Source organism: Olivibacter sp. EAT-5, from assembly GCF_044784325.1.
Classification (GTDB): domain Bacteria; phylum Bacteroidota; class Bacteroidia; order Sphingobacteriales; family Sphingobacteriaceae; genus Olivibacter; species Olivibacter oleidegradans.
In genome coordinates this window covers 4,927,239-4,951,789 of the sequence record NZ_CP173028.1, presented here as the reverse complement: position 1 = coordinate 4,951,789, position 24,551 = coordinate 4,927,239, and the positions used below count along the sequence as shown (strand labels likewise).

21 protein-coding genes are annotated in these 24,551 nt (G+C 40.4%); 13 read left to right on the top strand and 8 right to left on the bottom strand.

The window, feature by feature from the left end:
- Positions 1 to 36: 36 nt before the first annotated feature.
- Positions 37 to 1,095: an LD-carboxypeptidase gene (locus ACH11B_RS20690; protein ID WP_289553204.1), complete on the bottom strand. Its 1,059-nt coding sequence runs from the start codon at positions 1,093 to 1,095 to the stop codon at positions 37 to 39.
- A 35-nt stretch (positions 1,096 to 1,130) separates the two neighbouring features.
- Positions 1,131 to 2,468 carry a dihydroorotase gene (locus tag ACH11B_RS20685; protein ID WP_289553203.1) on the bottom strand — a complete coding sequence of 446 codons (1,338 nt, stop codon included), beginning with the start codon at positions 2,466 to 2,468 and terminating at the stop codon, positions 1,131 to 1,133.
- Between the two features lie 93 nt (positions 2,469 to 2,561).
- On the opposite strand from ACH11B_RS20685, the gene ACH11B_RS20680 reads away from it, so the two are divergent.
- The 7 genes from ACH11B_RS20680 to ggt all read left to right on the top strand — a co-directional run bounded on the left by ACH11B_RS20680 (position 2,562) and on the right by ggt (position 12,334).
- Positions 2,562 to 3,890 (top strand): DEAD/DEAH box helicase, encoded by a 1,329-nt coding sequence (locus ACH11B_RS20680; RefSeq protein WP_377608787.1) that lies wholly within the window; start codon positions 2,562 to 2,564, stop codon positions 3,888 to 3,890.
- A complete protein-coding gene (locus tag ACH11B_RS20675) occupies positions 3,887 to 4,144 on the top strand; it encodes a hypothetical protein (protein ID WP_130855845.1) in 258 nt (85 codons plus the stop codon). Before ACH11B_RS20680 ends, ACH11B_RS20675 begins: the two co-directional genes overlap by 4 nt.
- A gap of 44 nt (positions 4,145 to 4,188) precedes the next feature.
- The gene (gene gldC / locus ACH11B_RS20670) at positions 4,189 to 4,539 is read left to right on the top strand and encodes a gliding motility protein GldC (protein ID WP_013667134.1); all 351 of its coding nucleotides are present in this window, start codon (positions 4,189 to 4,191) and stop codon (positions 4,537 to 4,539) included.
- Between the two features lie 334 nt (positions 4,540 to 4,873).
- Positions 4,874 to 7,912: a SusC/RagA family TonB-linked outer membrane protein gene (locus ACH11B_RS20665; RefSeq protein ID WP_404273984.1), complete on the top strand. Its 3,039-nt coding sequence runs from the start codon at positions 4,874 to 4,876 to the stop codon at positions 7,910 to 7,912.
- A gap of 49 nt (positions 7,913 to 7,961) precedes the next feature.
- Complete coding sequence (locus tag ACH11B_RS20660) at positions 7,962 to 9,407, top strand: RagB/SusD family nutrient uptake outer membrane protein (protein WP_289553199.1); 1,446 nt, start codon at positions 7,962 to 7,964, stop codon at positions 9,405 to 9,407.
- Between the two features lie 188 nt (positions 9,408 to 9,595).
- Positions 9,596 to 10,600, top strand: a complete 1,005-nt coding sequence (locus ACH11B_RS20655) for an NAD(P)H-dependent glycerol-3-phosphate dehydrogenase (RefSeq protein ID WP_289553198.1) — start codon at positions 9,596 to 9,598, stop codon at positions 10,598 to 10,600.
- Between the two features lie 27 nt (positions 10,601 to 10,627).
- Positions 10,628 to 12,334 (top strand): gamma-glutamyltransferase, encoded by a 1,707-nt coding sequence (gene ggt, locus ACH11B_RS20650; protein ID WP_377608792.1) that lies wholly within the window; start codon positions 10,628 to 10,630, stop codon positions 12,332 to 12,334.
- Positions 12,335 to 12,392: 58 nt separating this feature from the next.
- On the opposite strand, the gene ACH11B_RS20645 is transcribed toward ggt, so the two are convergent.
- Entirely contained in the window at positions 12,393 to 14,186 is a 1,794-nt protein-coding gene (locus ACH11B_RS20645) for a DEAD/DEAH box helicase (RefSeq protein ID WP_130855849.1), read from the bottom strand.
- A 285-nt stretch (positions 14,187 to 14,471) separates the two neighbouring features.
- Entirely contained in the window at positions 14,472 to 15,206 is a 735-nt protein-coding gene (locus ACH11B_RS20640; protein WP_130855850.1) for a DUF4397 domain-containing protein, read from the bottom strand.
- Between the two features lie 161 nt (positions 15,207 to 15,367).
- Between ACH11B_RS20640 and ACH11B_RS20635 the strand changes: the two genes are divergently transcribed.
- From ACH11B_RS20635 to ACH11B_RS20620, 4 genes are all read left to right on the top strand, one after another.
- Positions 15,368 to 17,986 (top strand): DNA translocase FtsK, encoded by a 2,619-nt coding sequence (locus ACH11B_RS20635; RefSeq protein ID WP_130855851.1) that lies wholly within the window; start codon positions 15,368 to 15,370, stop codon positions 17,984 to 17,986.
- Between the two features lie 115 nt (positions 17,987 to 18,101).
- Complete coding sequence (locus tag ACH11B_RS20630; RefSeq protein WP_130855852.1) at positions 18,102 to 18,752, top strand: outer membrane lipoprotein carrier protein LolA; 651 nt, start codon at positions 18,102 to 18,104, stop codon at positions 18,750 to 18,752.
- Positions 18,753 to 18,791: 39 nt separating this feature from the next.
- A complete protein-coding gene (locus ACH11B_RS20625) occupies positions 18,792 to 19,064 on the top strand; it encodes a hypothetical protein (protein WP_013667125.1) in 273 nt (90 codons plus the stop codon).
- Positions 19,061 to 19,828 carry an MBL fold metallo-hydrolase gene (locus tag ACH11B_RS20620; RefSeq protein WP_130855853.1) on the top strand — a complete coding sequence of 256 codons (768 nt, stop codon included), beginning with the start codon at positions 19,061 to 19,063 and terminating at the stop codon, positions 19,826 to 19,828. The genes ACH11B_RS20625 and ACH11B_RS20620 overlap by 4 nt, the downstream gene beginning before the upstream one ends.
- Here the strand turns inward: ACH11B_RS20620 and ACH11B_RS20615 are convergent.
- Positions 19,795 to 20,607 (bottom strand): DUF3050 domain-containing protein, encoded by an 813-nt coding sequence (locus tag ACH11B_RS20615; protein ID WP_377608795.1) that lies wholly within the window; start codon positions 20,605 to 20,607, stop codon positions 19,795 to 19,797. The genes ACH11B_RS20620 and ACH11B_RS20615 overlap by 34 nt on opposite strands.
- 234 nt (positions 20,608 to 20,841) lie before the next feature.
- Between ACH11B_RS20615 and ACH11B_RS20610 the strand changes: the two genes are divergently transcribed.
- Both ACH11B_RS20610 and ACH11B_RS20605 read left to right on the top strand, forming a co-directional pair.
- Positions 20,842 to 21,477: a peroxiredoxin gene (locus ACH11B_RS20610; RefSeq protein WP_013667122.1), complete on the top strand. Its 636-nt coding sequence runs from the start codon at positions 20,842 to 20,844 to the stop codon at positions 21,475 to 21,477.
- Between the two features lie 311 nt (positions 21,478 to 21,788).
- The gene (locus ACH11B_RS20605; protein WP_013667121.1) at positions 21,789 to 21,986 is read left to right on the top strand and encodes a cold-shock protein; all 198 of its coding nucleotides are present in this window, start codon (positions 21,789 to 21,791) and stop codon (positions 21,984 to 21,986) included.
- Positions 21,987 to 22,101: 115 nt separating this feature from the next.
- Here the strand turns inward: ACH11B_RS20605 and ACH11B_RS20600 are convergent, their stop codons facing one another.
- The 3 genes from ACH11B_RS20600 to ACH11B_RS20590 form a co-directional block, all read right to left on the bottom strand.
- Positions 22,102 to 23,082 carry a 2-hydroxyacid dehydrogenase gene (locus ACH11B_RS20600; protein WP_377608797.1) on the bottom strand — a complete coding sequence of 327 codons (981 nt, stop codon included), beginning with the start codon at positions 23,080 to 23,082 and terminating at the stop codon, positions 22,102 to 22,104.
- Positions 23,083 to 23,179: 97 nt separating this feature from the next.
- Positions 23,180 to 23,569 (bottom strand): DUF1634 domain-containing protein, encoded by a 390-nt coding sequence (locus tag ACH11B_RS20595; RefSeq protein WP_377608800.1) that lies wholly within the window; start codon positions 23,567 to 23,569, stop codon positions 23,180 to 23,182.
- A 32-nt stretch (positions 23,570 to 23,601) separates the two neighbouring features.
- Positions 23,602 to 24,435, bottom strand: a complete 834-nt coding sequence (locus ACH11B_RS20590) for a sulfite exporter TauE/SafE family protein (protein WP_130855855.1) — start codon at positions 24,433 to 24,435, stop codon at positions 23,602 to 23,604.
- Positions 24,436 to 24,551 lie beyond the last annotated feature (116 nt).

The window sequence follows — 24,551 nt, the reverse complement described above, 5'->3', positions numbered from 1 at the left end:
CGGGATTGTGAGAAATAACCACAGACCTAATTCATTTTAAGAAACCATCTTCCCTTCAACAAGAAATGTGCCTTCATTTGCGTTCATCGTAACTTCTGCGCCGACAGGAAGAATAAACTGCTCGCGAATATGACCAATTAGTGCACCCTGATAAGCGGGTATACGAAGTGGTTTAATATAATCTTCTAAAATTTGATCGAGTGTCAATGAGCCATAACCACCACTAGGCGAGCAATCTGTGCATTTTCCAAAAATAAAACCTCTGATTTTATCGAGTGTACCGTTTAGCTTCAGCTGACAAAACATGCGTTCAACTCGATATGGTTCTTCTGATACATCTTCCAAAAATAAAATGCTATTATCAAAATCTGGATAATATTTTGAACCGGCAATACTGGTCAAAACGGTAAGATTTCCACCTAATAATTTGCCTTTGGCAATACCGGGGACAATTGTTTGGATACGGTTTTGCCTTGGAATAAGATCGTCACCTTTGTTCAATGGATTGCGGTAGAGTGGGGGGATGCCGTTAAAGAAAATATCTCGGAATTGCTCCACGACTAGGGTCGGCCAGGAACTCGATCCTACCGGGCCATGAAAAGTTATCAAACCTGTTTGACTGTGTATAGCAGCGTGTAAAGCTGTAATGTCACTATATCCCAAAAATATTTTAGGATGGTGTCTTATTAGATTGTAATCTATTTTATCTAACAACCTCGCAGCGCCTGAACCTCCACGCATGCAAACTATAGCTTTAACCCGCGTATCTTCGAACATATCATGCAAGTCATCCAATTTTTGTTTATCATTCCCTGCAAGATGGCCGAAGCGATCATGGGTATGTTTACCCCATTTAACTTTAAATCCCAGGGCTTCGAATGTCTCTTGTGCTAGCATAAATGGCAAGTTTCCATCAATAGCCGACGAGGGAGAAATGATACCAATAGTATCGCCCGGTTTTAATTTTTCAGGATAAATCGGGGCGATCTTAGGCATGTTTTTCTTGGCAGCCTGCACCGTAGGCAGGTTCAAATTCGCCGATGTGACATATGCTATGCCAGTTCCCATGAAACGCAAAAGAGTTCGTCTATCCATTGCCTAATGGTTGTGATTGAATTTACCTGAATTAGCTAATCTCTTTCAAATAATAGGCGTTTCCCCGGTTCGTTGCTCACAATTTTTTCATTTTCAAAAGCCAGATTTCCGGAGACAATCGTATGTGTAATCGAGGATTTAAATGTATATCCATCAAACGGCGACCAGCCACATTTTGATAGGATGTTGGATGAACTTACAGTATATGGTTTGTTCAGATCAACTAATACAAGATCTGCGAAATAACCTTCACGAATAAAACCTCTATTTTCAACCTGGAAACAAATTGCCGTATTATGAGCGGTTTTCCAAGCAATATCTGTTAGCGTTAGCTTTCCTTCATGGTATAAGTCAAGGAGGGCTTGGAGTGCATGCTGTACTAAAGGTCCTCCTGATGGCGCGTCGATATACGGCTTGGATTTTTCTTCCAGCGTATGTGGCGCATGATCGGTAGCTATTACGTCTAATCTTCCGTCCAACACCGCTCGTAGAATTTCTCTTTGGTCTTCCTTCGTTTTTACCGCAGGGTTCCATTTGATGAAATTGCCCTTCGTTTTATAGTCCTGATCGTTAAACCACAAATGATGAATGCATGCTTCTGCCGTTATTCTTTTTTCTTTAAGCGGTATATCGTTTCTAAACAGGTGCGTTTCCCTTGCGGTCGAAATATGTAAAATATGTAATCGAGTACCAAACTTCTCCGCAAGTGCTACTGCGCTTGAAGATGATAAATAACAAGCTTCGGCAGATCGTATCAAAGGATGCATATCCGGCGTAAGTTTATCGCCATACTGATTCTTGAAATTTGTTAAATTTTGCCGTATTGTAGCTTCATCTTCGCAATGTGTTGCAATAAGGATAGGTGCATTTCTAAAGATAGCCTCTAAGGTCTTTTGGTTATCAACAAGCATATTTCCGGTTGATGATCCCATAAAGACTTTGATACCACAGACATCTTTGGGATTGGTTTTTAATACTTCCTCCAAATTGTCATTAGCAGCTCCCATAAAAAAGGAATAATTTGCCAACGAGTTTTTTGATGCTATTCTATATTTGTCTGCTAACAACCCCTGAGTCAACGTATTTGGAACCGTGTTGGGCATTTCCATAAAGCTGGTAGTACCACCGGCAACGGCGGCCCTGCTTTCATGCCATATATCTGCTTTGTGTGTCAAACCAGGTTCTCGAAAATGGACTTGATCGTCGATTAGGCCCGGAAAAAGATGTAGACCCTCCGCACGAATTATGTGATCGGCCGGGTGGTTAATCTCTGACGAAATCATTTCTATTATACCATGGTTTATATATAAATCAGCGATCTGAGTAGTTCCTTCGTTTACAATGGTAGCGGCCTTGATTAAAATGGATGACATAGTATTTTGTTCAGTATGATAAGTCAAACTTAGGCAAAATTGGCTTCATAAACAATTTTATTCAATCCAATCAATTCTCTATCTTTGCAGGCTATGCACAAATCATTTGAGGACTTTAAGTTTAACAGGCAAATACTGAACGCAATAGCTGACGCGGAATATAAAGAGCCTACGGCTATTCAACAAAAGGCGATTACTCCAATACTTGCCGGGCAGGACGTGATGGGTATTGCTCAAACGGGTACAGGAAAGACGGCCGCTTACGTATTGCCCATAATTATGAAGCTCAAATATGCCCAGGGATCAGACCCGAGAGCATTGATCTTATCGCCGACAAGGGAATTAGCAATGCAAATTGAAGAGAATATACAATTGTTCGCTAAGTATACGGATTTGCGTACCGTAGTTCTTTACGGTGGACTAGGGCCTAAGCAGCAAATAGAAGCACTTGAGAAAGGGGTGGATATTCTTGTGGCTACTCCGGGAAGGTTTTTGGATCTATACCTAGCTGAGCACATTAATACGAAGCAAATCAAGTTGCTCGTGATGGATGAAGCGGACAAAATGATGGATATGGGATTTATCGGAAAAATCCATAGGATTCTTGAAGTTGTTCCTAGAAAAAGACAAAATTTGCTCTTTTCTGCAACAATGAGTGAGCTAGTTCATAAAATTGCCGGTGATTTCTTGGCTTTTCCAACTATAGTAGAGGTGTCGCCACAAGCTACGCCGGCAAACACGGTAAGCCAGCAATTATACTTTGTGCCGAATACAAAAACGAAAATTAATCTCTTGCAATATTTACTAAAAAATGATGAAGATTTTCACCGGCTCATCATCTTCAGTAAAACGAAAACGATCGCTGACAATATATATCATTTTTTATCTAGAAAATATGGCGAAGACGAAGTGCGGGTGATTCATGCCAATAAGGGACAAAATACGCGAATCAACTCTATCAACGCCTTCAAAGAGGGATCTGTAAGAATACTTGTTGCGACAGATGTAGCTGCCAGAGGGTTGGATGTAAGCGATGTAAGCCACGTTATTAATTTTGATATCCCAATTGTTATAGAGGACTATGTACATCGCATTGGTCGTACAGGCCGAGCAACGAAATCGGGCATTGCCATTAGTATGTGTACGCCAGCGGAAGCGTACTATATTGCGAAGATTGAAAAACTTATTCGCCAGCAAATTCCTGTATTTGAACTACCCGCCGAGGTGCTTATAGAAAAGACTCCTTTTGAGGAAAAACAAGCTCAGGCTAGGGAAATTGATATGCAAAAGCGGAAAGAGAATCCCGAATTCAAAGGGGCGTTCCACGAAAAGAAAGCGGCGAACAAAAAGGTGAATAAAGCCGGTAAAAGCAAAACGGCAAGTAAAAGGGCAACAAAAGGCAATATGAAACGTAAAAGATGAAGAATCTCCGTTTGACTCCGCTCAATATTGTATGTGCCTTGCTCGCTGTTTCGGGGGTGTGGAGTGTAATTGTTGATCAATTGGCTTGGAAGAGAATTGCGCTTGGCATACTATTAATTGTTATACTGATCATTGCGGACCAGTTCTTTCGTCTTTTTTTTCAACGAATCAGACGTATTTGGCTTGTTGAAATGGGCTTTGTTGTTTTTACCATCTTGGTGATATGGCTAATAGAAAATCAAGGCTCTTTTTGATGTAGAGCTATTAATAGATAATGAATAAACTAAAATAATATAAAGTGAGAAAAGCAGAAATAAAATTAACAATTGAATTAGATGACGCTAATATTCCTGAAAATATAACCTGGGAGTCGACAGAAGGAGAAAACAAAGAAGCATTACCAACCAAGGCAATGTTTCTAGCACTTTGGGACCATCATTACAAAAATGCGCTACGTATTGATTTGTGGACAAAGGACATGCCTCTTGATGAAATGAAACGTTTCTTTTATGAAACCTTGCATACTATGGGCGACTCATTTTTGAGAGCTGCGGGCAGCGATCCTTTAGCGGAAGCCGTAATAGGAGATTTACGCGACTATTGCGCCCATTTTGCTGAAAAAATGGAAGTAGTACAAGCTCAAAAATAACGTTTTCAAAAAGAAACAACTAGTTCAATAAAGTGAACTAGTTGTTTCTCTTTCTCTACAAAGTATCCTTCTCATTCCACATGCCATAATTATGTAAGCAATATTGGCTGTCTTCAATTGCAAATTTCTGATTAAATAATCAAATTGTGTATTTGACGCTTCAGCTTTTCATAAATAGCGTTTTTAACCCTCATTGCTATAAAAGAAAGGCTGATGAGCCGTTAGTAATATGCTACGACTCCTTAGAGTGGACAGACAATTGTTACATACCCTGCATTATTAATCGTTATTTATTAAGCCTTCTGTTATGGTGGTTAGACTCTTATTTTATTTAATGCAATCGTTTAAATACATCAGTATACTGATTGCTTTTTTGTTAGTTGCCGATGTGTTATTTATAAAGCTGTCTCAAGCACAAGAGATTCCAACTCCGACCATTCCCGGCGATACGACCAACACAAAAACACAAGACACGATAACCGGAATTGTGAGGGATGAACAAGGAAATGCACTTCCGGGCGTTTCGGTAATGGTAAAGGGAAAACCCAACACCGGCACCACAACCGATCCGAACGGCCGCTACAAAGCCACTGTTGGCGGTAATACGATACTTGTGTTTTCTTACACCGGTTACGGAAGTAAGGAAGAACGCATTGGAAAGAGAAAAGAAGTTGATGTTGTCCTTAGAGCAGAGCAGGAAGCGTTGGAAGAGGTAGTTGTTATTGGTTATGGTTCGGTAAAAAAACGAGATTTGACCGGTTCCGTGGCGCAAGTAAAAGCTACTGAAATCAATGCTTTTCCAACAAGTAATGCATTGCAATCGTTATCAGGCCGGGCACCTGGCGTGCAAGTTTATCAGGGTTCCGGCGCACCCGGGCCTGCTATGTCCGTACGTATTAGGGGGGCCAATTCCATCTTAGGAAGCAACGAGCCCTTATACGTCGTGGATGGTTTTCCCTTATCGGGGAGTAATCCGACTATCCTAAATAACGCCGACATAGAAAGTATGGAAATACTGAAAGATGCATCCGCGACAGCAATATATGGTTCGCGGGGGGCCAACGGTGTAGTAATTATCACAACAAAACAAGGCGGAGTTGAAGGTACGGGAAGTGCAACACAGGTAGATTTTGAAGCTAATTACGGCATACAGCAAATCCGAAAAAAACTGGATTTGATGACCGGACCTGAATACGCCACGTTTTATAACCTACGTGCTGCAAATGATGGAGTTACCCCTTATTTTACGCAAGAACAAATTAATAATTTACCATCGTTCGATTGGCAAGATTTTATTTTCCGTTCAGCACCGATAAAAAGCACCTCACTCAATATTGGCGGTGGAAATGAACGTACGCAATTTTCAGTCGGTGGTAGTGTGCTTGCACAAGACGGAATTATCAAAGGAAGCGATTATGATCGATATTCTTTACGCGGAAGTATTCAACATCAGATTAGTGACAAGCTAACAGTTGATGCTAATGCTACGTTAAGTAGATTAATCACGGGAAGAAAAGACAGTAATGGTGGAGCAAGGGGTAATTCATTGATATCATCAATTTTAGGGGCACCTCCTGCATTAACGCCATACGACGATAATGGGGGGTACAGATTGCTCTCAAACGCCTTCAATATCGCAGCACCGGATATTATAAATCCATTGAATTGGATAAACGAAGAAACAAACAAAACGGAAGCAAATTTAGTGCTTGCAAATGCAGCCGTTACTTACAAACCTATATCAGACATCAATATTAAACTCTTAACCGGTATTGAGAACCGAGATGATCGCGAAAATATGTATCGCACAAACCGGTATCAAGGCTCAACGGGTGAAGCAAAAATTACGGCTAATAATGAACAAAGTAGATTGGTTGAACTAACCGCAAATTATAATAAGATTTGGAATGAGCGACACAATTTCTCCGCGTTAGCTGGTGTAACTTATCAGGATTTTATAAATAGCTACGTGATGGGAAGCGGCCAGGGATTCATTAGTAATGTAAGCGGATGGGATAATTTAGGCGGCGCATTGGTGCCTTTAGTGCCTGCATCAGGTTATAATAAATCAACTTTGCTGTCTTATTTGGCAAGAGTAAACTACACATTGGATGATAAGTATCTTTTTACGGTAAGCTTTCGTGCCGATGGGTCGTCTCGGTACCGTACGGACAGTCGCTGGGGTTATTTCCCGTCCGGCGCTTTTGCATGGCGAGTCTCGCAGGAGGATTTTATGAAAGATCACAATTGGATATCTGACCTTAAATTGCGGGTAAGCTGGGGTAAAACAGGTACACAGATTGAAGATTTTTATCCGACGTTTAATCCATTAGCTGGCGGATATACTGTTTTCGGACAAGATTTGCACTTAGCTTTTGCGCCTGAGACTGATCTTCCAAATAGGGATTTAAAATGGGAAACGACTGAGCAGATCGATGCGGGACTTGATTTTGGTGTTTTAGATAATCGGCTTGTTTTTACGGCAGATTACTACCGCAAAACCACAAAAGATTTATTAAATGCTGTTCCACTGCCCACCTCAATGGGATACGCAACAACCTTTCAGAATGTGGGACAGATACGTAATAGCGGTGTTGAATTAGGTCTGAATGCTAACATTTTCAAGGGCGATTTTAAATGGGATGTTACTGCTAATATTGCATTTAACAGAAGCAAAGTCTTAAAATTATATGCAGGAGCCGATATATTTGGCGATGAACTGAAGATGAATGTGGTAAGTGATTCCAGAACCATTTTACGCGAGGGTTTACAAAGGGGCTTGTTTTTCGGTTATCTAGAAGACGGGTATGATGAAGAAGGCCAGATAAAGTATAAAGATTTAAATGGTGACGGGTCGATCAGTAACGCAGACCGAACGGTAATAGGCAACCCGAATCCGGATTTTATTTATGGGTTGAACTCCTCCATGTCTTATAAAAACTTTGATTTTACCTTTTTTATACAAGGGATGACCGGTAATGACATTTTCAACGCCAGCTCAATTGGCAGCACTGTGGATTATGTTTCCGGACTGAATATGGTGCGTGATGTGCTGAATAATCATTGGACTCCCGAGAATCCAAACGCAAAGTATCCGGTAATCAGCAATACCGTTAATGCACGCGTGTCTGATAGATGGATTGAAGACGGTTCCTTCTTACGATTAAGGAATATCCAGCTAGCTTATAATTTACCTGTAGAGAAGTTTAATCTCGGGTGGCTTAAGCGTTTACAGGTTTACGTGAGTGGGCAAAATCTGCTCACATTAACCAATTATTCATGGTATGACCCGGAGATGCCTTCCAGTGGTTCTGATTACCTAAGTTATCCGATCGCTAAAACCTATACATTCGGTGTGAAAGCTGGTTTCTAACAAAAAAGACTTTAAGAATATGATACACAAAGCTCAATTAATATATACGATGAAGCATCACAGCCTGGGGATATGGCTAATAGTCGTATTTTTTACGCTATCGAGTTGCAGCAAAGAATTGGATCAGGAACCACGGTCGATCTTGGAAGAAACCTTTTATAATACAGCTGCCGAGGCCGAGGCAGCCGTCAATGCGATTTTCCCCCCAATTCGTTTAGGAGCGCAGGGCATCGCTTCTTATAATGCTACCTTGGAGTGCCATAGCGATTATGCCTACGGAAGAGGAAGTTGGGCGCAGTTTAATGATTTTAGTGGCTTAGATGCTACGAATACCAATCGAGTAGGCGATTTTTGGAATTCATTTTATCTGGCCATCCGAAATGCCAATCTTGTCATTAGACACGTACCGGAAGGTAATGCAATGAATGATGAAGAAAAGAACAGGTATGTTGCAGAAGCAAAGTTCATGCGTGCCTGGTGCTATTTTCATTTAGTTCGTAATTGGGGAGGCGTACCGTTACGTATTGAAAGTAATATGGAAGAAAAGGATGTGCCAAGAAGCTCGGTTGAGGAAGTTTATGCTTTGATTGATGCTGATTTACGGTTTGCAGAAAGTTACCTCCCTGAAGATAATGCTGCACAGCCGGGAAGGCCTACTAAATGGATGGCAAAGACGGTGCTAAGTGATTACCTATTAACCAACAATAAATATCAGGAGGCAAGAGATAAAGCATTGGAGCTTGTGCAATCCGGCCTTTTCTCCCTTGTTCCTATACAACAAGTTGATGACTTCGAACGTATTTTTGGAGCAGGAGTAGGCGTAACAGATGAAGAAGTTTTTCATTTCAAATATACACGAGAAGGTCAGGGAAATTATTATCCATTTATTATCAACCATCCGGAAACAGGGTATTTCATGAAAGGGGGTGGAAAAGGTGCTTATGCCCAATATTCCAATGTTAATAATAATTTTTATAAGGAATGGAGTGACTTGGATTTACGTAAACAATTGTGGTATCCAATGAATATCGGTCTAGGAGAAGGAACCGTTCTTCAAAAAAAGTTCATTGACCCCGCAGCTGCAAATGAATACGGGGCAATTAATGATTTTCCCGTATATCGTTATGCTGAAGTATTACTGTTATTTGCTGAAGCAGAGGCACGGGTGAATGGTGTCACAGCCGAGGCGCTGGATGCATTAAATCAAGTTAAAAGACGTGCTTATGGAAGAGAAATAAATACAGCTTCTGACATCGATTATCAAATTGGGTCATTTTCTCCTGAAACGTTGATAGACTCCATCCTACAAGAAAGGGCCTATGAATTTCAGTTTGAGGGAAAGCGTTGGTTTGATTTGAAACGCACAGGTAAAGCAGCAGAGATACTTCAAAAGAATAAAGGTGTGGCCATTGCTGATAAACATTATTTATGGCCGATTCCATTAGCTGAATTAAACTACAATCAGGGTATAACGGAAAATAACCCCGGGTATTGACAGTTGCTCGTCTATTTGTCTTACTATCTTGTTGGGCAAGTATAACACTTGTTATTACAGTAAACCAAAGTCTGGGAGCGATCCTAGACTTTTGGTTTACATGGCGTAATAGTTCTAAAAAAGAATCCATGTAGTAGTAATGTAAAAAAATCCTTAATTTGGCCTACTTTAGCAGAGTTGGTACACGCATGGAAAGAAAAAAGAAAGTAGCCGTAATAGGAGGGGGTAGCTGGGCGACAGCCATCATTAAGATGTTAAGCGATAACGAAGTGGAAAAAGACATTTTCTGGTGGATGCGAAACAAGGACGCTGCATCCTACATTAGAGAATACCATCATAATCCAAATTACCTTAGTGCTGTAGAAATTAAAATCCCTTCGGACCAGATAACAACCAAATTGTCTGCTGTTATCAAATCTTGCGATCTCTTGATCTTAAGTATACCTGCAGCGTTCCTGAAGGATGCACTTTCGACAGTTTCAGCAGAGCTATTGCAAGGTAAATATATTATAAGCGCGATCAAAGGCATTGTTCCGGAAGAAAATCAGATAATTGGCGACTATTTACAGAGTCGATTCGACGTTCCCTTGGATCGCATTGCTGTCATTAGCGGACCCTGTCATGCGGAGGAAGTCTCCTTGGAAAAGCTTTCTTATCTAACTATTGCCTCTGCGTCTCCACATACGGCTTCTGTTTTTTCGTCTATGCTCAATACGCGTTATATTAAGACGATTCAATCCGATGATATATATGGAACCGAGTATGGAGCTGTTTTGAAAAATATTTATGCCGTTGCCAGTGGCATATGTCATGGCGTGGGGTACGGTGATAATTTCCAAGCGGTTCTTATTTCCAACGCTATTCGTGAGATGGCTCGCTTTTTGGCAAAAGTACATCCGATTAACCGAGATATCAATGAATCCGCTTATTTGGGTGACTTGCTTGTAACGGCATACTCACAATTCAGCCGAAACAGAACTTTTGGGAATATGATTGGAAAGGGCTATACTGTTAGATCTGCTCAACTGGAGATGAACATGGTGGCAGAAGGATATTATGCATCAAAATGTATTCACCAAATTAATAAAACATATCAGGTAGATATGCCCATTTGTAGAGCCGTATATGCCATTTTGTATGAAAAACATTCACCTCATATCGAAATGAGACTTTTATCTGAACAATTAACCTAATTATTAACCAATCATATAAGACTTATTATGAACACCTATTTACGATCAATCGGCAGATTCAGTTGTTTGTTGCTGTGCTTTTTACTTCCAACCCATCATATTGTCGTTGCACAGGATGCAGTTTCAGGATATAGGAATGGTATGGTAGTTTCTGCTCACCCGATAGCTTCAGAAGTTGGTTTGAATATACTGAAGAAAGGTGGAAACGCGGTTGATGCTGCCATTGCAGTACAATTTGCCCTAGCCGTCGTTTACCCCAATGCCGGGAATATCGGTGGAGGCGGGTTTATGGTGTATCGTTCTGCCAAAAACGAATTTGCCGCTTTGGATTTTAGGGAAACAGCTCCCGGCAAAGCGACACGAGATATGTATTTAGACCCCGAAGGCAATCCAATCGAGCGTTTAAGTTTAGATGGACAGTTATCAGTAGGGGTTCCGGGAACCGTGGATGGAATGGTTAAAGCCCACGAAAAATATGCTAAATTGGCTTGGAAGGATTTGCTTCAGCCAGCAATAGATTTAGCGAGAAAAGGTTTCCCCCTTACAGCTATGCAAGCGGAGGAGCTGAATGCAAGAAAGGAAGCTTTTCAGCGGTTCAATCCAATGGGAACGGCGCTTATTAATAAAAAAAGCGAATGGAAAGGAGGCGATCTTTTAGTGCAAAAGGATTTAGCCCGGACACTTACCGCAATTAAGGAGAAAGGTCGTTCTGGTTTTTACGAGGGTCGGACGGCTTTTTTGATTTTGGAGGAAATGAAGCGCGGTAACGGAATTATTAGTTATGAGGATTTAAAACGCTATCAAGCTAAATGGCGCGAACCGATTATAGGAAATTATAAAGGTTACCAAGTTGTGTCGATGCCGCCTTCATCTAGTGGCGGTATTGCTTTAGTGTCCTTGCTCAAATCAGTTGAACCCTATCCGTTGAGCAGGTGGGGCTTCCAACAAGATTCGACAATTCAAGTGATGGTGGAAGCTGAGCGGAGGGTTTATGCGGACCGCGCGGAACATTTAGGAGACATCGATTTTTACCCAGTACCAATTAAGGGGCTGTTGGATTCCAATTATCAGCTTGGAAGAATGCGAGACATGAATTTTAATCGGGCTACCCCTAGCAGCGCCATCAAAGCAGGAAGCCCTCAACATCATGAGAGTGAACAAACGACGCACTTTTCAATTGTTGACAAAGAAGGGAACGCGGTATCCATAACGACTACCCTGAATAATGCCTATGGCTCACAGGTGGTGGTGCAAAAAGGAGGGTTTTTATTAAATGATGAAATGGATGATTTCTCAATTAAACCAGGTGTGCCCAATTTATATGGACTTCTTGGTGGAAAGGCAAATGCAATAGAACCGGGAAAGCGAATGTTAAGTGCAATGAGTCCGACAATCTTAACCAAAGATAACAAGCTTTTTATGGTTCTTGGTACACCTGGCGGATCAACTATTATAACGTCGGTATTTCAAACGATCTTAAACGTCATAGAATTCAATAAAACAATGCAGCAGGCTGTTGATGCACCCCGTTTTCATCATCAATGGATGCCGGACGAGGTATTTGTAGAAGAGAACGCGATAACAGACGCTGTCCGAACTCGTTTGGAGCAGAAAGGATATAAGTTTACGCCTAGAGGTAGCATTGGTAGGGTGGATGCAATTTTGGTAGGTTCGGATGGCTCATTGATGGGAGGCGCCGATTCAAGAGGAGACGATAAGGCCGTTGGATATTAACTTAAAAATAAGAAACAATTGGTATAAAAAAAGCCCCTACTAAATAGGGGCTTAAGGGTTACCATTTTTTTCGTTCACCTTTTCTCTCGCGACGTTTTCCCGAAAAATCACGAAAACCTCCGCCATTACCACTATCTCTTTCACGATCGCGTCCTCCACGTCCACTACTTCTTGAAGAGCGCCCACTCCGACTGCTTCCACTTCTAGAAGGGCCTGCGTCTCGGTCGCCGGCTAATTCAACACGTACGGAACGTCCGTTGAAATCCGCTCGCTGAAATCCGCTCATGATTTTGTCAACTACATCATTTTCTACTTCAAAGAAAGTATACACACCTTTTAGGTCTATCTTACCGATGCTTTTACCGCTTATCTGTGCATTGTTACAGATGTATCCCAACATATCTCCTCTGGTAAAATCATCCACCGAACCAAGATTAATAAATAAGCGAGTAAAGTCAGATTTGTAGCCTGTACGGCCAAAACGATCTGCTTTTCCTCCCTTTTCTGATCGGGAGTCAGTTGCCGCAGATACATTCAGATCAGGTGCATTCTCGTAATAATCCAAGAAGCGATTGAACTCCAAGCTAGCAAAGTGCTTAATGACATCTTCTTTAGAAAAATCACTAAACTCGTCCATGATACGTGGAAGGTATTGACCGATTTGGTCATCATTCACTTCAACGGCTTTTACTTTATGAACAAGTGCAAACAATTGTTTCTCGCATACATCAAAACCATTAGGAATCTCTGCTTTTACGAATTGCTTGCCGATTACACGTTCAATCTGTCTTATTTTCCCTAGTTCTTTAGAGGTAACCAACGAAATAGAAACTCCCGTTTTACCTGCACGAGCAGTACGACCACTTCTGTGCGTATAATTCTCGATCTCGTCCGGTAAAGAGAAGTTAATAACGTGTGTTACATTATTAACATCGATACCACGCGCAGCAACATCAGTTGCGATGAGCAGTTGCAAGCTACGTTCGCGGTAACGTTTCATTACTTTGTCGCGTTGTTGTTGCGAAAGATCACCATGTAGAGAATCGGCATTATAACCATCCTTTATCAAGGCTTCCGCAATTTCTTGCGTTTCAATTTTCGTGCGGCAAAAAACAATACCGAAAATTTCAGGATTAAAATCTACAATGCGTTTAAAAGCCGCGTATTTATCGCGCGGTCTCACGATGTAGTATTCGTGATCGATATTTGCGTTACCTGTATTCTTTGTTCCTACGGTAAGTTCAAACGGATCGGTCATGTAATTTTTTGCGATCCGACGTACTTCTGCCGGCATAGTGGCTGAAAATAACCACGTTTTCTTTTCATCGGGAGTAGTTGAAAGGATATCGTTAATGTCCTCTTGAAAGCCCATATTGAGCATTTCATCCGCTTCATCCAAAACTACATACCGTACTCCCGAAAAATCTATGGCCTTTCTGCCGATAATATCGAGCATACGGCCAGGTGTCGCAACCACAATTTGTACACCACGTCTAATCTGGCGCAGCTGATCGCTAATATTAGCGCCACCATACACAGCTACAACGTGTACATTGTCTAGATTTTTAGAAAAATTTTTTAAATCATTAGTAATCTGTAAACACAGTTCACGCGTAGGACAAAGCACTAATGCTTGAGGCGTGTTTTGTGAGAAGTCTAATAATTCTAATAACGGCAGGCCAAATGCTGCGGTTTTACCGGTTCCTGTTTGGGCTAATCCGACAAAATCGCTGCTGCCTGTAAGAAGGGCCGGAATGGCCTGCTCCTGGATTGGTGTAGGTTTTTCAAAACCTAGCGCCGATATGGCATTAACAACATCATGACGGATTCCCAATTGACTAAATGGGTTCATGAAATTCAAAAAACGTTAGACTTTATTGTCTAAAGAAGGTGCAAAGGTAGACTTAATTATTGATATATGCAAGCTTATAACCTTTTTTATTAACTGACTACATTAATTGTAATATAGAACCTCAAACCTGTTTTAACATTAACTTGTTTTAAAAAGATCATTATCTTATTTACCTCTTAACTATTTCCCACCCGAAGTAAGAGTGAATGAAGTGTTGTGAAAAAAAGCCGCCCAAGGGGAGCGGGCGGCTGTCCATCGATTGGGATATGATGGACATCAATCAACCTAATCGTGCTTGAAGATGGAGACCTTAAGCTTTTTCGCCTCCTCTTCAGTGTCTATAAAGCCAGTAGCCAGTATAGTATAATATTGTCCTTGTTTTGGTGTAAAAGTAGCGTTCGCGATTGATACATGCGTATCATGGTTAATTACCTCCAGTGTGTAGGCTGTGTTGTCGTCCGCTTTAATATTACCAAAAGCACTATTTTGCTTAAACTTTTTATCGGACGCTAAAAGTGTATCCACCGCACTTGTCTTCAAGTCAAATTTCACGGAGTCAGGGCAAAGATTAATAAAACGAATTCTTGCCATGCCGCTGGCAGGGACATCGCTTGCATAAAAATCCCGCATACCTAACAGTTCCAATGAATCAAGGCGATCTACCGCAAAAATGGAATAGCATACCCCACCCTCTAAACTCCAATTTTTTACATCCAATTTTTTATTGTCCGCTGACGTATTTACCTGAAATTGGTTACCCCCTGGATACACCAATTGGTAAACCGTTCTATCCAAATATTTAAATTGTTGTGTATTAACTCTATACCCGTTTATTCCTACGATTAAATCACCAGCATCCGGTGATGTATGTATAAACGATACAAGTGCTGCGGGTATGGTTCCATCTTGTCCGTTATCGTCATCTTTAAGACATGCGCTCATTGGCAACAAAAAACAAAGGCCTAGAAACGCATAGATCAATCTCTTCTTGTTATTTAACAATAAAGTATGTATGTTCATGTGAATTAATAAACGTATGTAGATAGCCTGTTGATGGCTTATCTTCTGATACCTTTAACGGGTTGGGGAGTGCGAGCGCTACAGTATTTATAAAATTTATTTAGGGCGAAGCCTTCGTCCAAAAAAATCCATAAGTTTGTACCAAAGAATTGTAGAAATTAATGTCTTTAAAAGGAAATCAGTTTAGGTCTAATACAGTAAAGGGAGAAGGGAAGATACGAAATAACGGTACCCCTAAAAGATCACGCGATGAACAATCGACGTTTGGTACCCGATTTTCGGGGCGAATAAATTTCCAGAATAGTAAAGCTGTGAAAATTGCCGGCCTATTTTTTTTGGTGCTGTCTCTTTATTTTTTCATTGCATTTACCTCTTATCTATTTACTTGGCAAAATGACCAAAGTTATATATCTGCGGCTAATGGAGGGTGGAACACACTATTTAAGACCAGGGAAGAGCTGGAAACCTTGGGATTTAAAGAGGTAGTTGTTGAAAACTGGCTTGGCAAGTTGGGTGCATTATTGGCGAATCAATTTATGTACGAGTGGTTCGGTATCGCATCCTTTTTGTTTGTAATAGCCTTTTTTGTAATGGGGTATAGGCTTCTATTTAAAGTAAGACTCATTGCTTTAGATAAGCTTTTTGGCTACGGTTTTTTTCTTTTGTTGTTCATATCGGTAACGATTGCTTATTTTCATAGCTTCATCTTAGAATATCCACATTATTTAGAAGGAGAGTTCGGCTTTTGGACCAATAAGATACTAGAAGCACAGGTTGGCACGGCAGGTGTTGGAGCCTTTTTGTTATTTATAGGCTTAACCGCTTTGATTATTGCATTTAATCTCGATTTTAAACTGCCGGAGAAAAAGAAAAAAATAGTGTTAAATGATGATGTCAACGATCTTATATCCAACGTGGAGGAAGAAGAGGATGATGACGTTCAGGAGGATGAATACACAACACCCGCCTTTCAGCGCAATCAAATAAAGAATGACCGGAGCGATCATATTGGTGGCGAGAAAGAAAATGAAACTCGTTTATCGCAGAACTTAGAAGTTAAACCTAGAAAGGTTGAATTGGACTCAGACGCAAGTTCAAATAATCCTTCATTTGAATTGGAACCGCTCATTGCAAATGAACCGGAATCCGAGCGAAATATGCCACTCAACGAGGTTAAAGAAAGTCCTGACTTACTGGTAGAGCGCGTGAAGGAGGAAAAGCCGTTGACCACCGCTGATACGCTTGTAGAGCAATTTGGTCAATATGATCCAAAATTAGATTTATCAGGCTATCAACACCCTCATTTAGACTTGTTAAAAGATTATGGTTCGGGAAAGATCGTGGTGAATAATGAAGAACTGGAAGCAAATAAAGATAAAATTGTTGAAACACTTAGCAATTATAATATTGAAATCGACAAGATCAAGGCAACTATTGGTCCTACGGTTACCTTATATGAAATTATTCCTAAGCCAGGTGTGCGTATTTCAAAAATCAAGAATTTAGAAGATGATATCGCACTTAGTTTAGCAGCCCTTGGAATACGTATTATTGCACCGATGCCGGGTAAAGGGACTATTGGTATTGAAGTTCCAAATAAAAAGCCGGAGATGGTTGCTATGAAAGCAGTTATCGCTACCGAAAAGTTTCAGCATACTGAAATGGACTTACCGATTGCTTTAGGCAAAACTATTTCGAATGAAGTATATATAGCTGACCTAGCCAAAATGCCACACTTACTAGTTGCAGGGGCAACGGGCCAGGGTAAATCAGTGGGCATTAATGCCATTATTACTTCTTTACTATATAAAAAGCATCCGGCAGAATTGAAATTTGTGATGGTAGACCCGAAGAAGGTTGAACTATCGCTTTTTAAAACTATTGAGCGACATTTTTTAGCTAAACTTCCAGGAGAAGAGGAAGCCATCATAACCGATACGAAAAAAGTTATCAATACCCTCAATTCACTTTGCATTGAAATGGATCAACGTTACGATTTGTTGAAGAATGCGCAAGTGCGAAATCTGAGAGAATATAACAACAAATTTGTTAACAGAAGGCTTAATCCTGAAGAGGGACATCGCTTTATGCCTTTCATTGTTCTGATTGTCGATGAATTTGCAGATCTGATGATGACAGCCGGAAAGGAAGTGGAGACACCTATCGCGCGACTTGCGCAATTGGCACGGGCCGTGGGAATACATTTAGTAATTGCAACGCAACGCCCTTCCGTTAATATTATTACCGGTACTATTAAAGCAAACTTTCCGGCTCGTTTAGCTTTCCGAGTTCTTTCTAAGGTGGACTCACGCACGATTTTAGATACCGGAGGTGCGGATCAACTTATTGGACGAGGTGATATGTTGCTCGCGACAGGAAGTGATTTGATCCGGATACAATGTGCTTTTGTGGACACCCCCGAAGTAGAAGAGATTTCAGAATTCATCGGGGCACAAAGAGGCTATCCTTCAGCTTTTCTGTTGCCCGAGTACGTGGATGAAAATGGAGAGGGCAGTGGTTTAAGTGATATCGATTTGGTAAACGACCGCGATGCATTATTTGAAGAAGCTGCGCGATTAATTGTTTTGCATCAGCAGGGTTCTACGTCCTTGATTCAGCGAAAACTCAAATTAGGGTATAACCGTGCAGGGCGCATTATCGATCAACTTGAAGCAGCAGGCATTGTAGGTCCTTTTGAAGGTAGCAAGGCCAGGGAAGTGCTATACCCGGATGAATACTCATTGGAACAATTTTTGGAAAGTTTAGCTAAAAAGGATTGATGGAAATCGAATACGCAATTAAACGTTTTGCAGATAAAAACGTCTATCCCATATAACCTAGCTATTGAGCCCCTACCAATCGCTGGGGAAAACGGTGGCTACAGAAGTTTATAATATGAAGAAATTTATTTCTGTGATTATTTTGCTTGCTTGCAGTTTAATGGCTTTAGGTCAAAATGATCCTGCAACAAAGAAGCTGCTAAACGACATAAGTAAAAAATACCAATCGTATAGAACGGCTAAAATTCAATTTAGCTTAAAGGCACTTAACCAACAAAAACAGACGACGGTAAATGAAAAAGGGGAGTTAACTGTAGAACCTCGAACCAATAAATACCGTATCGTTCTTGACGATCAGGTAATGATCTCGGATGGTAAACAGCAATGGCATGTACTGAAAGAAGAGCAGGAAGTTCAGATTAACGATGTAGAAGAAACACAATCGGGATCAATTACCCCGGCAAATATTTTTTCGTTCTATAATCAGGGATTTAAATATCCTGCCGCAAAAAGCGAGCAAGTAGCAGGCAAGGCCTTGTGGGTGATTGATTTGACCCCGACGGACAATAGCAAGTCTTATTTCAAAGTGCGATTACGGTTAAACAAATCAGTAAATCAGATTTACGATGTTACAGTTTTTGATAAAAGTGGAAGCCTTTATAGCTACACCATCCAAAATTTCATACCCAATGTTAAAGTTAGCCCCAAAACTTTTATATTTGACAAAGCAGATTATCCGGGGATGGAGGTTGTAGATTTGCGATAAGTTCTGCGATCGGGTCAATGATTTTTATACATAGAAAAAGTGTTACCGTTTACGCAACATAGTTTGGATAAGTTAGAGGCTCTTTTTAAGGGCATGGGCTATAAAGTTCGCTATGAAAAAGGAAACTTTAAGACAGGTTCCTGCCTTTTACAGAATAGTAAGATAATAGTTGTTAATCGCTTTTCGAATGTAGAGGTAAAGATAAATTCGTTAATTGAGCTTTTGCGTGAACTGGAACCCGATATATCCCAGCTGGATGATAAACAAAAACAACTATTATTTAATATTAAACAAACTAAATTAACACTTTGACGATTAAGTTTTTAGGTACAGGAACATCACAGGGCGTGCCTGTAATTGCATGCAGTTGTAACGTCTGTACCTCTTCTGATTATCGTGATAAACGTCTTCGTTCTTCTATTTTGCTCACGGAGAAAGGCAAAAACATTGTGATCGATACCGGCCCTGATTTTCGTTTTCAAATGCTCCGTGCGAAAGTAAATCATTTAGAAGCCGTACTTTACACGCATGCACATAAAGATCATATAGCAGGTTTGGACGATATCCGTGCCTTTAACTATTTTCAGGGGACAGCAATTGATGTTTTTGGCGATTATTTGGTTCAAGAAGCACTTAAACGGGAATTCTATTATATCTTCGCTGAGCACAAATATCCAGGTATACCTAAGATTAATTTAAGAGATGTAACCGATCAATCCTTTTTCGTGGGAAATATAGGTGTTCAACCTATTGATATTATGCATTTTAAACTACCGATAAAAGGTTATCGCTTTGGTGATTTCACTTACCTTACCGATGTGAAATCCGTTTCGGAAAGTTCCGTGAACAAAATAAAAGGTACAAAAACTTTAGTAGTAAACGCGTTGCAACGAGAGGCGCATATTTCTCATTTTACTTTAGAAGAAGCTATAAACTTTGCGAGCAGAATAGGGGCTGACCACACCTATTTGACCCATATCAGCCATCGTTTGGGCTTGCATGAGGAAGTTTCCAAAGAATTGCCTCCAGGAATCCACCTTGCTTATGATGGATTAGAAATTTCTTTGGATGATTGATCTTTTTGGCACTTCATTTTCATTAAAGCACAATCCCAGAGCTTAATGCGAGATTGTAAGGATCTTTTTACCGCTTGTATCGCATCTTGCCAAACATAGGGGTCGTCACCGCACAGGGTGCTCGTCATCTCGAGTGCAAGATTGCCATGATGATCTCCATCTACTTCAATATGTCTTTCCAAATAGTATTTAAAAATGGAAATACTTTCCGGAAATTCGCTGTCCAAATCTTTTATGATGGAAATAAACATATCAGGAATCAAGTCTTCTCTACTAAAGGTAAATACAGCTGATTGAATTGCCGGGGTTGCATGGCTTATTATATCGAAAGTGTCGCTAACAAAATCTACTGCCGCCTCCGGTGCATCTGCTATACGTAGAGCAATTTGCATTGAATTACCTTCTTTAAGTGCCTGCGTCAATTTGGTTATTGAAGTCGTGTCAGCTCCACACTGCTCCATTGCTTCCAAATACATTTCGTAATGGCTCTTTCGATTTCCCAGATGGTCAATATCAGATTCTTCACCGGTGACAATTTCGTTGATTAAATAACGTGTGTTTGCGTCGCCAATAGGATACCAAGGTATTTGAACGCAAGTTAAACTTCTTTGTAACGCTTTTAACAAGGACATAAAATCCCACACGGCAAAAATGTGATGTTCCATAAAAACTTTCAGATCATCAATACTTGTAATACTCCTATAAAGCGGGTGGTAAATGATCTCCTCCTTCTGTTGAGCGATCGCTTCTTCTAATTGTTGTATATAAGCTAACTGCATGGCCTGTAATTTTCTGCAAACATAGCTATGTGCGACGTAATTAACATAACACAGATGTCAAAAAAGCAAGTAGGAGCTACTATGAAAACCATTTCCCCGGATTTATGTAATGTCAATGTAATAGGTGTAGATCGAATCAGCTATAAGTAAAATTTGTGATGGCGGCGTTTGTTATTGTCGAAAAAAGTCGATTAATTTGATATACTTTGTATTAACTTTAAAGGAGGAAAAATAATGAGTTTACAACTAGGAGATGTTGCACCAAACTTTGATGCGGTCACAACAGAAGGAAATATTAATTTTTATGATTACGTTGGAGACAGTTGGGTAGTACTTTACTCTCACCCATCTGATTATACACCGGTATGCACAACTGAATTGGGAAAAACAGCATCCCTGAAGCATGAGTTTGACAAGCGTAACGTGAAAGTCTTGGCACTTAGTGTGGACAGCGTCGAGGATCACCATGGATGGGTAAAAGATATTAATGAAACCCAGCATGTGGAGGTAAACTTTCCGATTATTGCGGACAAAGACAGGAAAATAGCAGAAGCTTATGGAATGATTCATCCCAATGCATCTGCCACTGCGACTGTGCGCTCGGTTTATATCATCGATCCAAATAAAAAAGTACGGCTTACGATTACCTATCCTGCGTCTACAGGCAGAAATTTCCAGGAAATTTTGCGTGTGATTGATTCATTACAACTTACCGAGAATTATAGTGTTGCAACACCTGCTGATTGGAAGGATGGAGAGGATGTTATTGTAGTTCCGGCTATAAAAACAGAGGATATTCCATCAAAATTTCCGAAAGGCTATAAGGAGATCAAACCTTATTTGCGCACAACTCCACAGCCGAATAAGTAAGAGTAATCAGCTAATAACTTAATGAGCTATTAGCTGAACTTTTAACAAATCAGTGAGTAACGATGATATCAATGAAACAACTTATCATATACCGTTCAATTTTTTTGCTTGATCATTGAAAAATTGAAAATTTTATAGTAGGTTTGGTATAGTTTAAATAAATCTGTTCGGGTTCTCACCATCGCCGGTAGTAATGTGGACTATTTTTTTAAGCAAAATTACTGAGAATTAACCCTGTGTTTCCTAAATTATGATACATCAGTATTTCTATATAGGGCCACAACAATCGTACAACAACAAATTTTTTATTAATGAAAACCGGAAAAGTAAAATGGTTCAACGCGCAAAAGGGATTTGGATTTATTATTCAAGAAGACGGGACCGACATTTTTGTTCACTTTAAAGACGTAAAGGGCGGAATAGATGCAATCAAAGATAATGATCGAGTGGAGTTTGAGGTAGCCGATGGAAGAAAAGGCCAGCAGGCTGTAAATGTGAAGAAGATCTAGTGTGTATAACTTCTGCTTAAGCTTGTATTAAGAAATTCTAACAGCCCGTTATTACGGGCTGTTCTATATTATGTTACCCTTTTATTAATAATTCGTAACCTTCAATTTCGGATCGTCAGTGCTGTTCGTAAACTTCCGGGTTGACTATATGTAATAAAGGTCGTCCCTGGAACGCAGCGATAACGTTTTTAGCCGCAATACTGGCCATCCCATTTCGCGCTTCTACGGTATTTGATCCTATATGAGGGAAAACAGCTACATTAGGCATATTGAGAAGCGGGTTGTCTGCTTGCATCGGCTCAGGATTAGTTACATCTAGTCCGGCTCCCCATATTATACCTTGCTGCAAGGCTTCGATGAGATCGGGTTCATTGTGTACGCCACCTCGCGAAGGATTTATAAAAATGGCAGACGGCTTCATTTTACGGAAAACGTCTCTATTAAACTTATTTTTCGTCTCCGGTGTTAGAGAAGAGAAAGCAACTAAAACGTCACTTTGACTTACTAAGTCGTCGAAGGATACACGTTTTGCCCCCAGGTTTCTTTCGGCTTCTTTATTGTGCGAACGGTTGTGGTAAATAATAGGCATATTAAAAGCCGCCTTTGCTTTTTTTGCTAGTTCGCAACCAATATTACCTAAGCCAAATATGCCTAACGTTTTACCCTGAAGGGAAAAACCAAGATCATCTATTGGTTGGCTAAACCCCCATTCTCCTTTAATAATTTTTTTATGAAGGTACAGTGCTTTCCGCGATACAGCAAGCATTAAAAGAAAAGCGGTGTCAGCGGTGGCTTCGCTTAATACATCCGGCGTATTGCCGACAGGAATACCCCATTTGGTGGCCGCCTTAATATCAACGCGGTCATAGCCAACAGAATGGAGTGAGATGATTTTCAAATGCTTGCATGCTGCAATAAATTCACTATTGATCGGCCCCCAACCGGCAGTTATCAATGCGTTGTGTTTACTGCAGCGATCAATCAGCTCTTGCGTGCTAAGTTCTCTTCTGTCAATGTGTTGTTCATAAGTTATGCCAGCCTCATTTAAAAGATCTAGGCCGATTTGCGGGATCATGCGGTCGATAAATACGGTCATACGTAATCGTTTTATTATAATAATTATACTAACGATAAATAGTTAATCCTGCTTTAGGTGGTTCCCTTGCATTAGGTATTCCTAAATCGGAACGATGCTAATGGGCAAAACCAAAAAAAATACTAAAACAGATTATTGCGATAACAAGTAGTGTAATTCCTACATAAAGATAGTCTTTCTCTAACAAGAAAGCCACTAACGAAAATATTATACGTAGAATTGGTGTTAAAAACAAGAGTAATATTCCCAGCAGGATTACATCATCGCCTCTTCCATGTGCCACCCCAATAAGTGTTTGCTTAGATAATGTTATGATATCTACGTCTTTCTCTATAAAGGTACCGTAGTGAATTGTATCACGTTCATGATTGAACAGATAAATCAATCCACCCAAAGCGGCAACACCAAGCGCCGTCCAAACGCCGTATCGCAATAGATTTCCTATAACCAGCTGGATATCTCTATCTTTTACTTTCTCATTTTGCATTCGTTATTGAATTAGAGCTTCCTCTCATCATATTATATATTTCCGGCGGCGCCGTTATAAATCATGTTGAGTGCCAAAATAATGATGATAACGGCAAAAAACATTCTTAATTTTTTTGGGTTGGCCCTCAGTAGGACTTTAGCACCCGTCATAGCACCCAATAAAACACCTATTACCACCGGCATGCAAATATCCGGTTCGATATATCCTTTCTGCAAATAAATAACAGCACTGGCGGTAGCAGTGACTCCCATCATAAAGTTACTAGTGGTTGTTGACACCTTGAAAGGAATACGCATAATATTATCCATAGCGATTACTTTAAAGGCACCGGATCCTATTCCAAGTAATCCCGAAAGCATACCCGCCAAACCCATCATGCTAAAACCGCCTATTACGTTTTTGGTTCCATAGGAGATAATCCCGGAAGTGCTGGGATAACTTGAAGGTAACTTTAATGCTAAAGCCAAGGAGCTTGAGGATTTCACATTGTGTTCTTCCTTTTTACGCAAAGAATTTAACGCTGAAAATATAAGGGTACAACCAAATAGAATAGCGATTAAGCTGGTTGGTGCAATGGAGGCCAGCAAGGCTCCTCCCACAGCGCCTGCCGTTGTCGCTATTTCTAGAAACATTCCTAAGCGCATATTCGTGATCCCTTCTCTTACATAAGCTGCAGCTGATCCGGAAGATGTGGCAATGACCGAGACAAGAGCAGCGCCAATAGCATAATGTATATCAACACCCAATACTACTGTCAACAGCGGGATAATTACCACACCTCCACCAAGTCCGGTAAGCGATCCAATAAATCCAGCACAGCACGCCCCAAATAACAAGATGAGTGTAAAAGTTAAAACTGTCATTAATATGGTGTTTGGCTTCAAACTTAGCCAATTTGTGGGGATTATACAATTAGATAGCCTAGTGTGGACGTTATTTTTAAAGCTTTTAAAAAAAATTTCCGTTTTTTGCTTATATT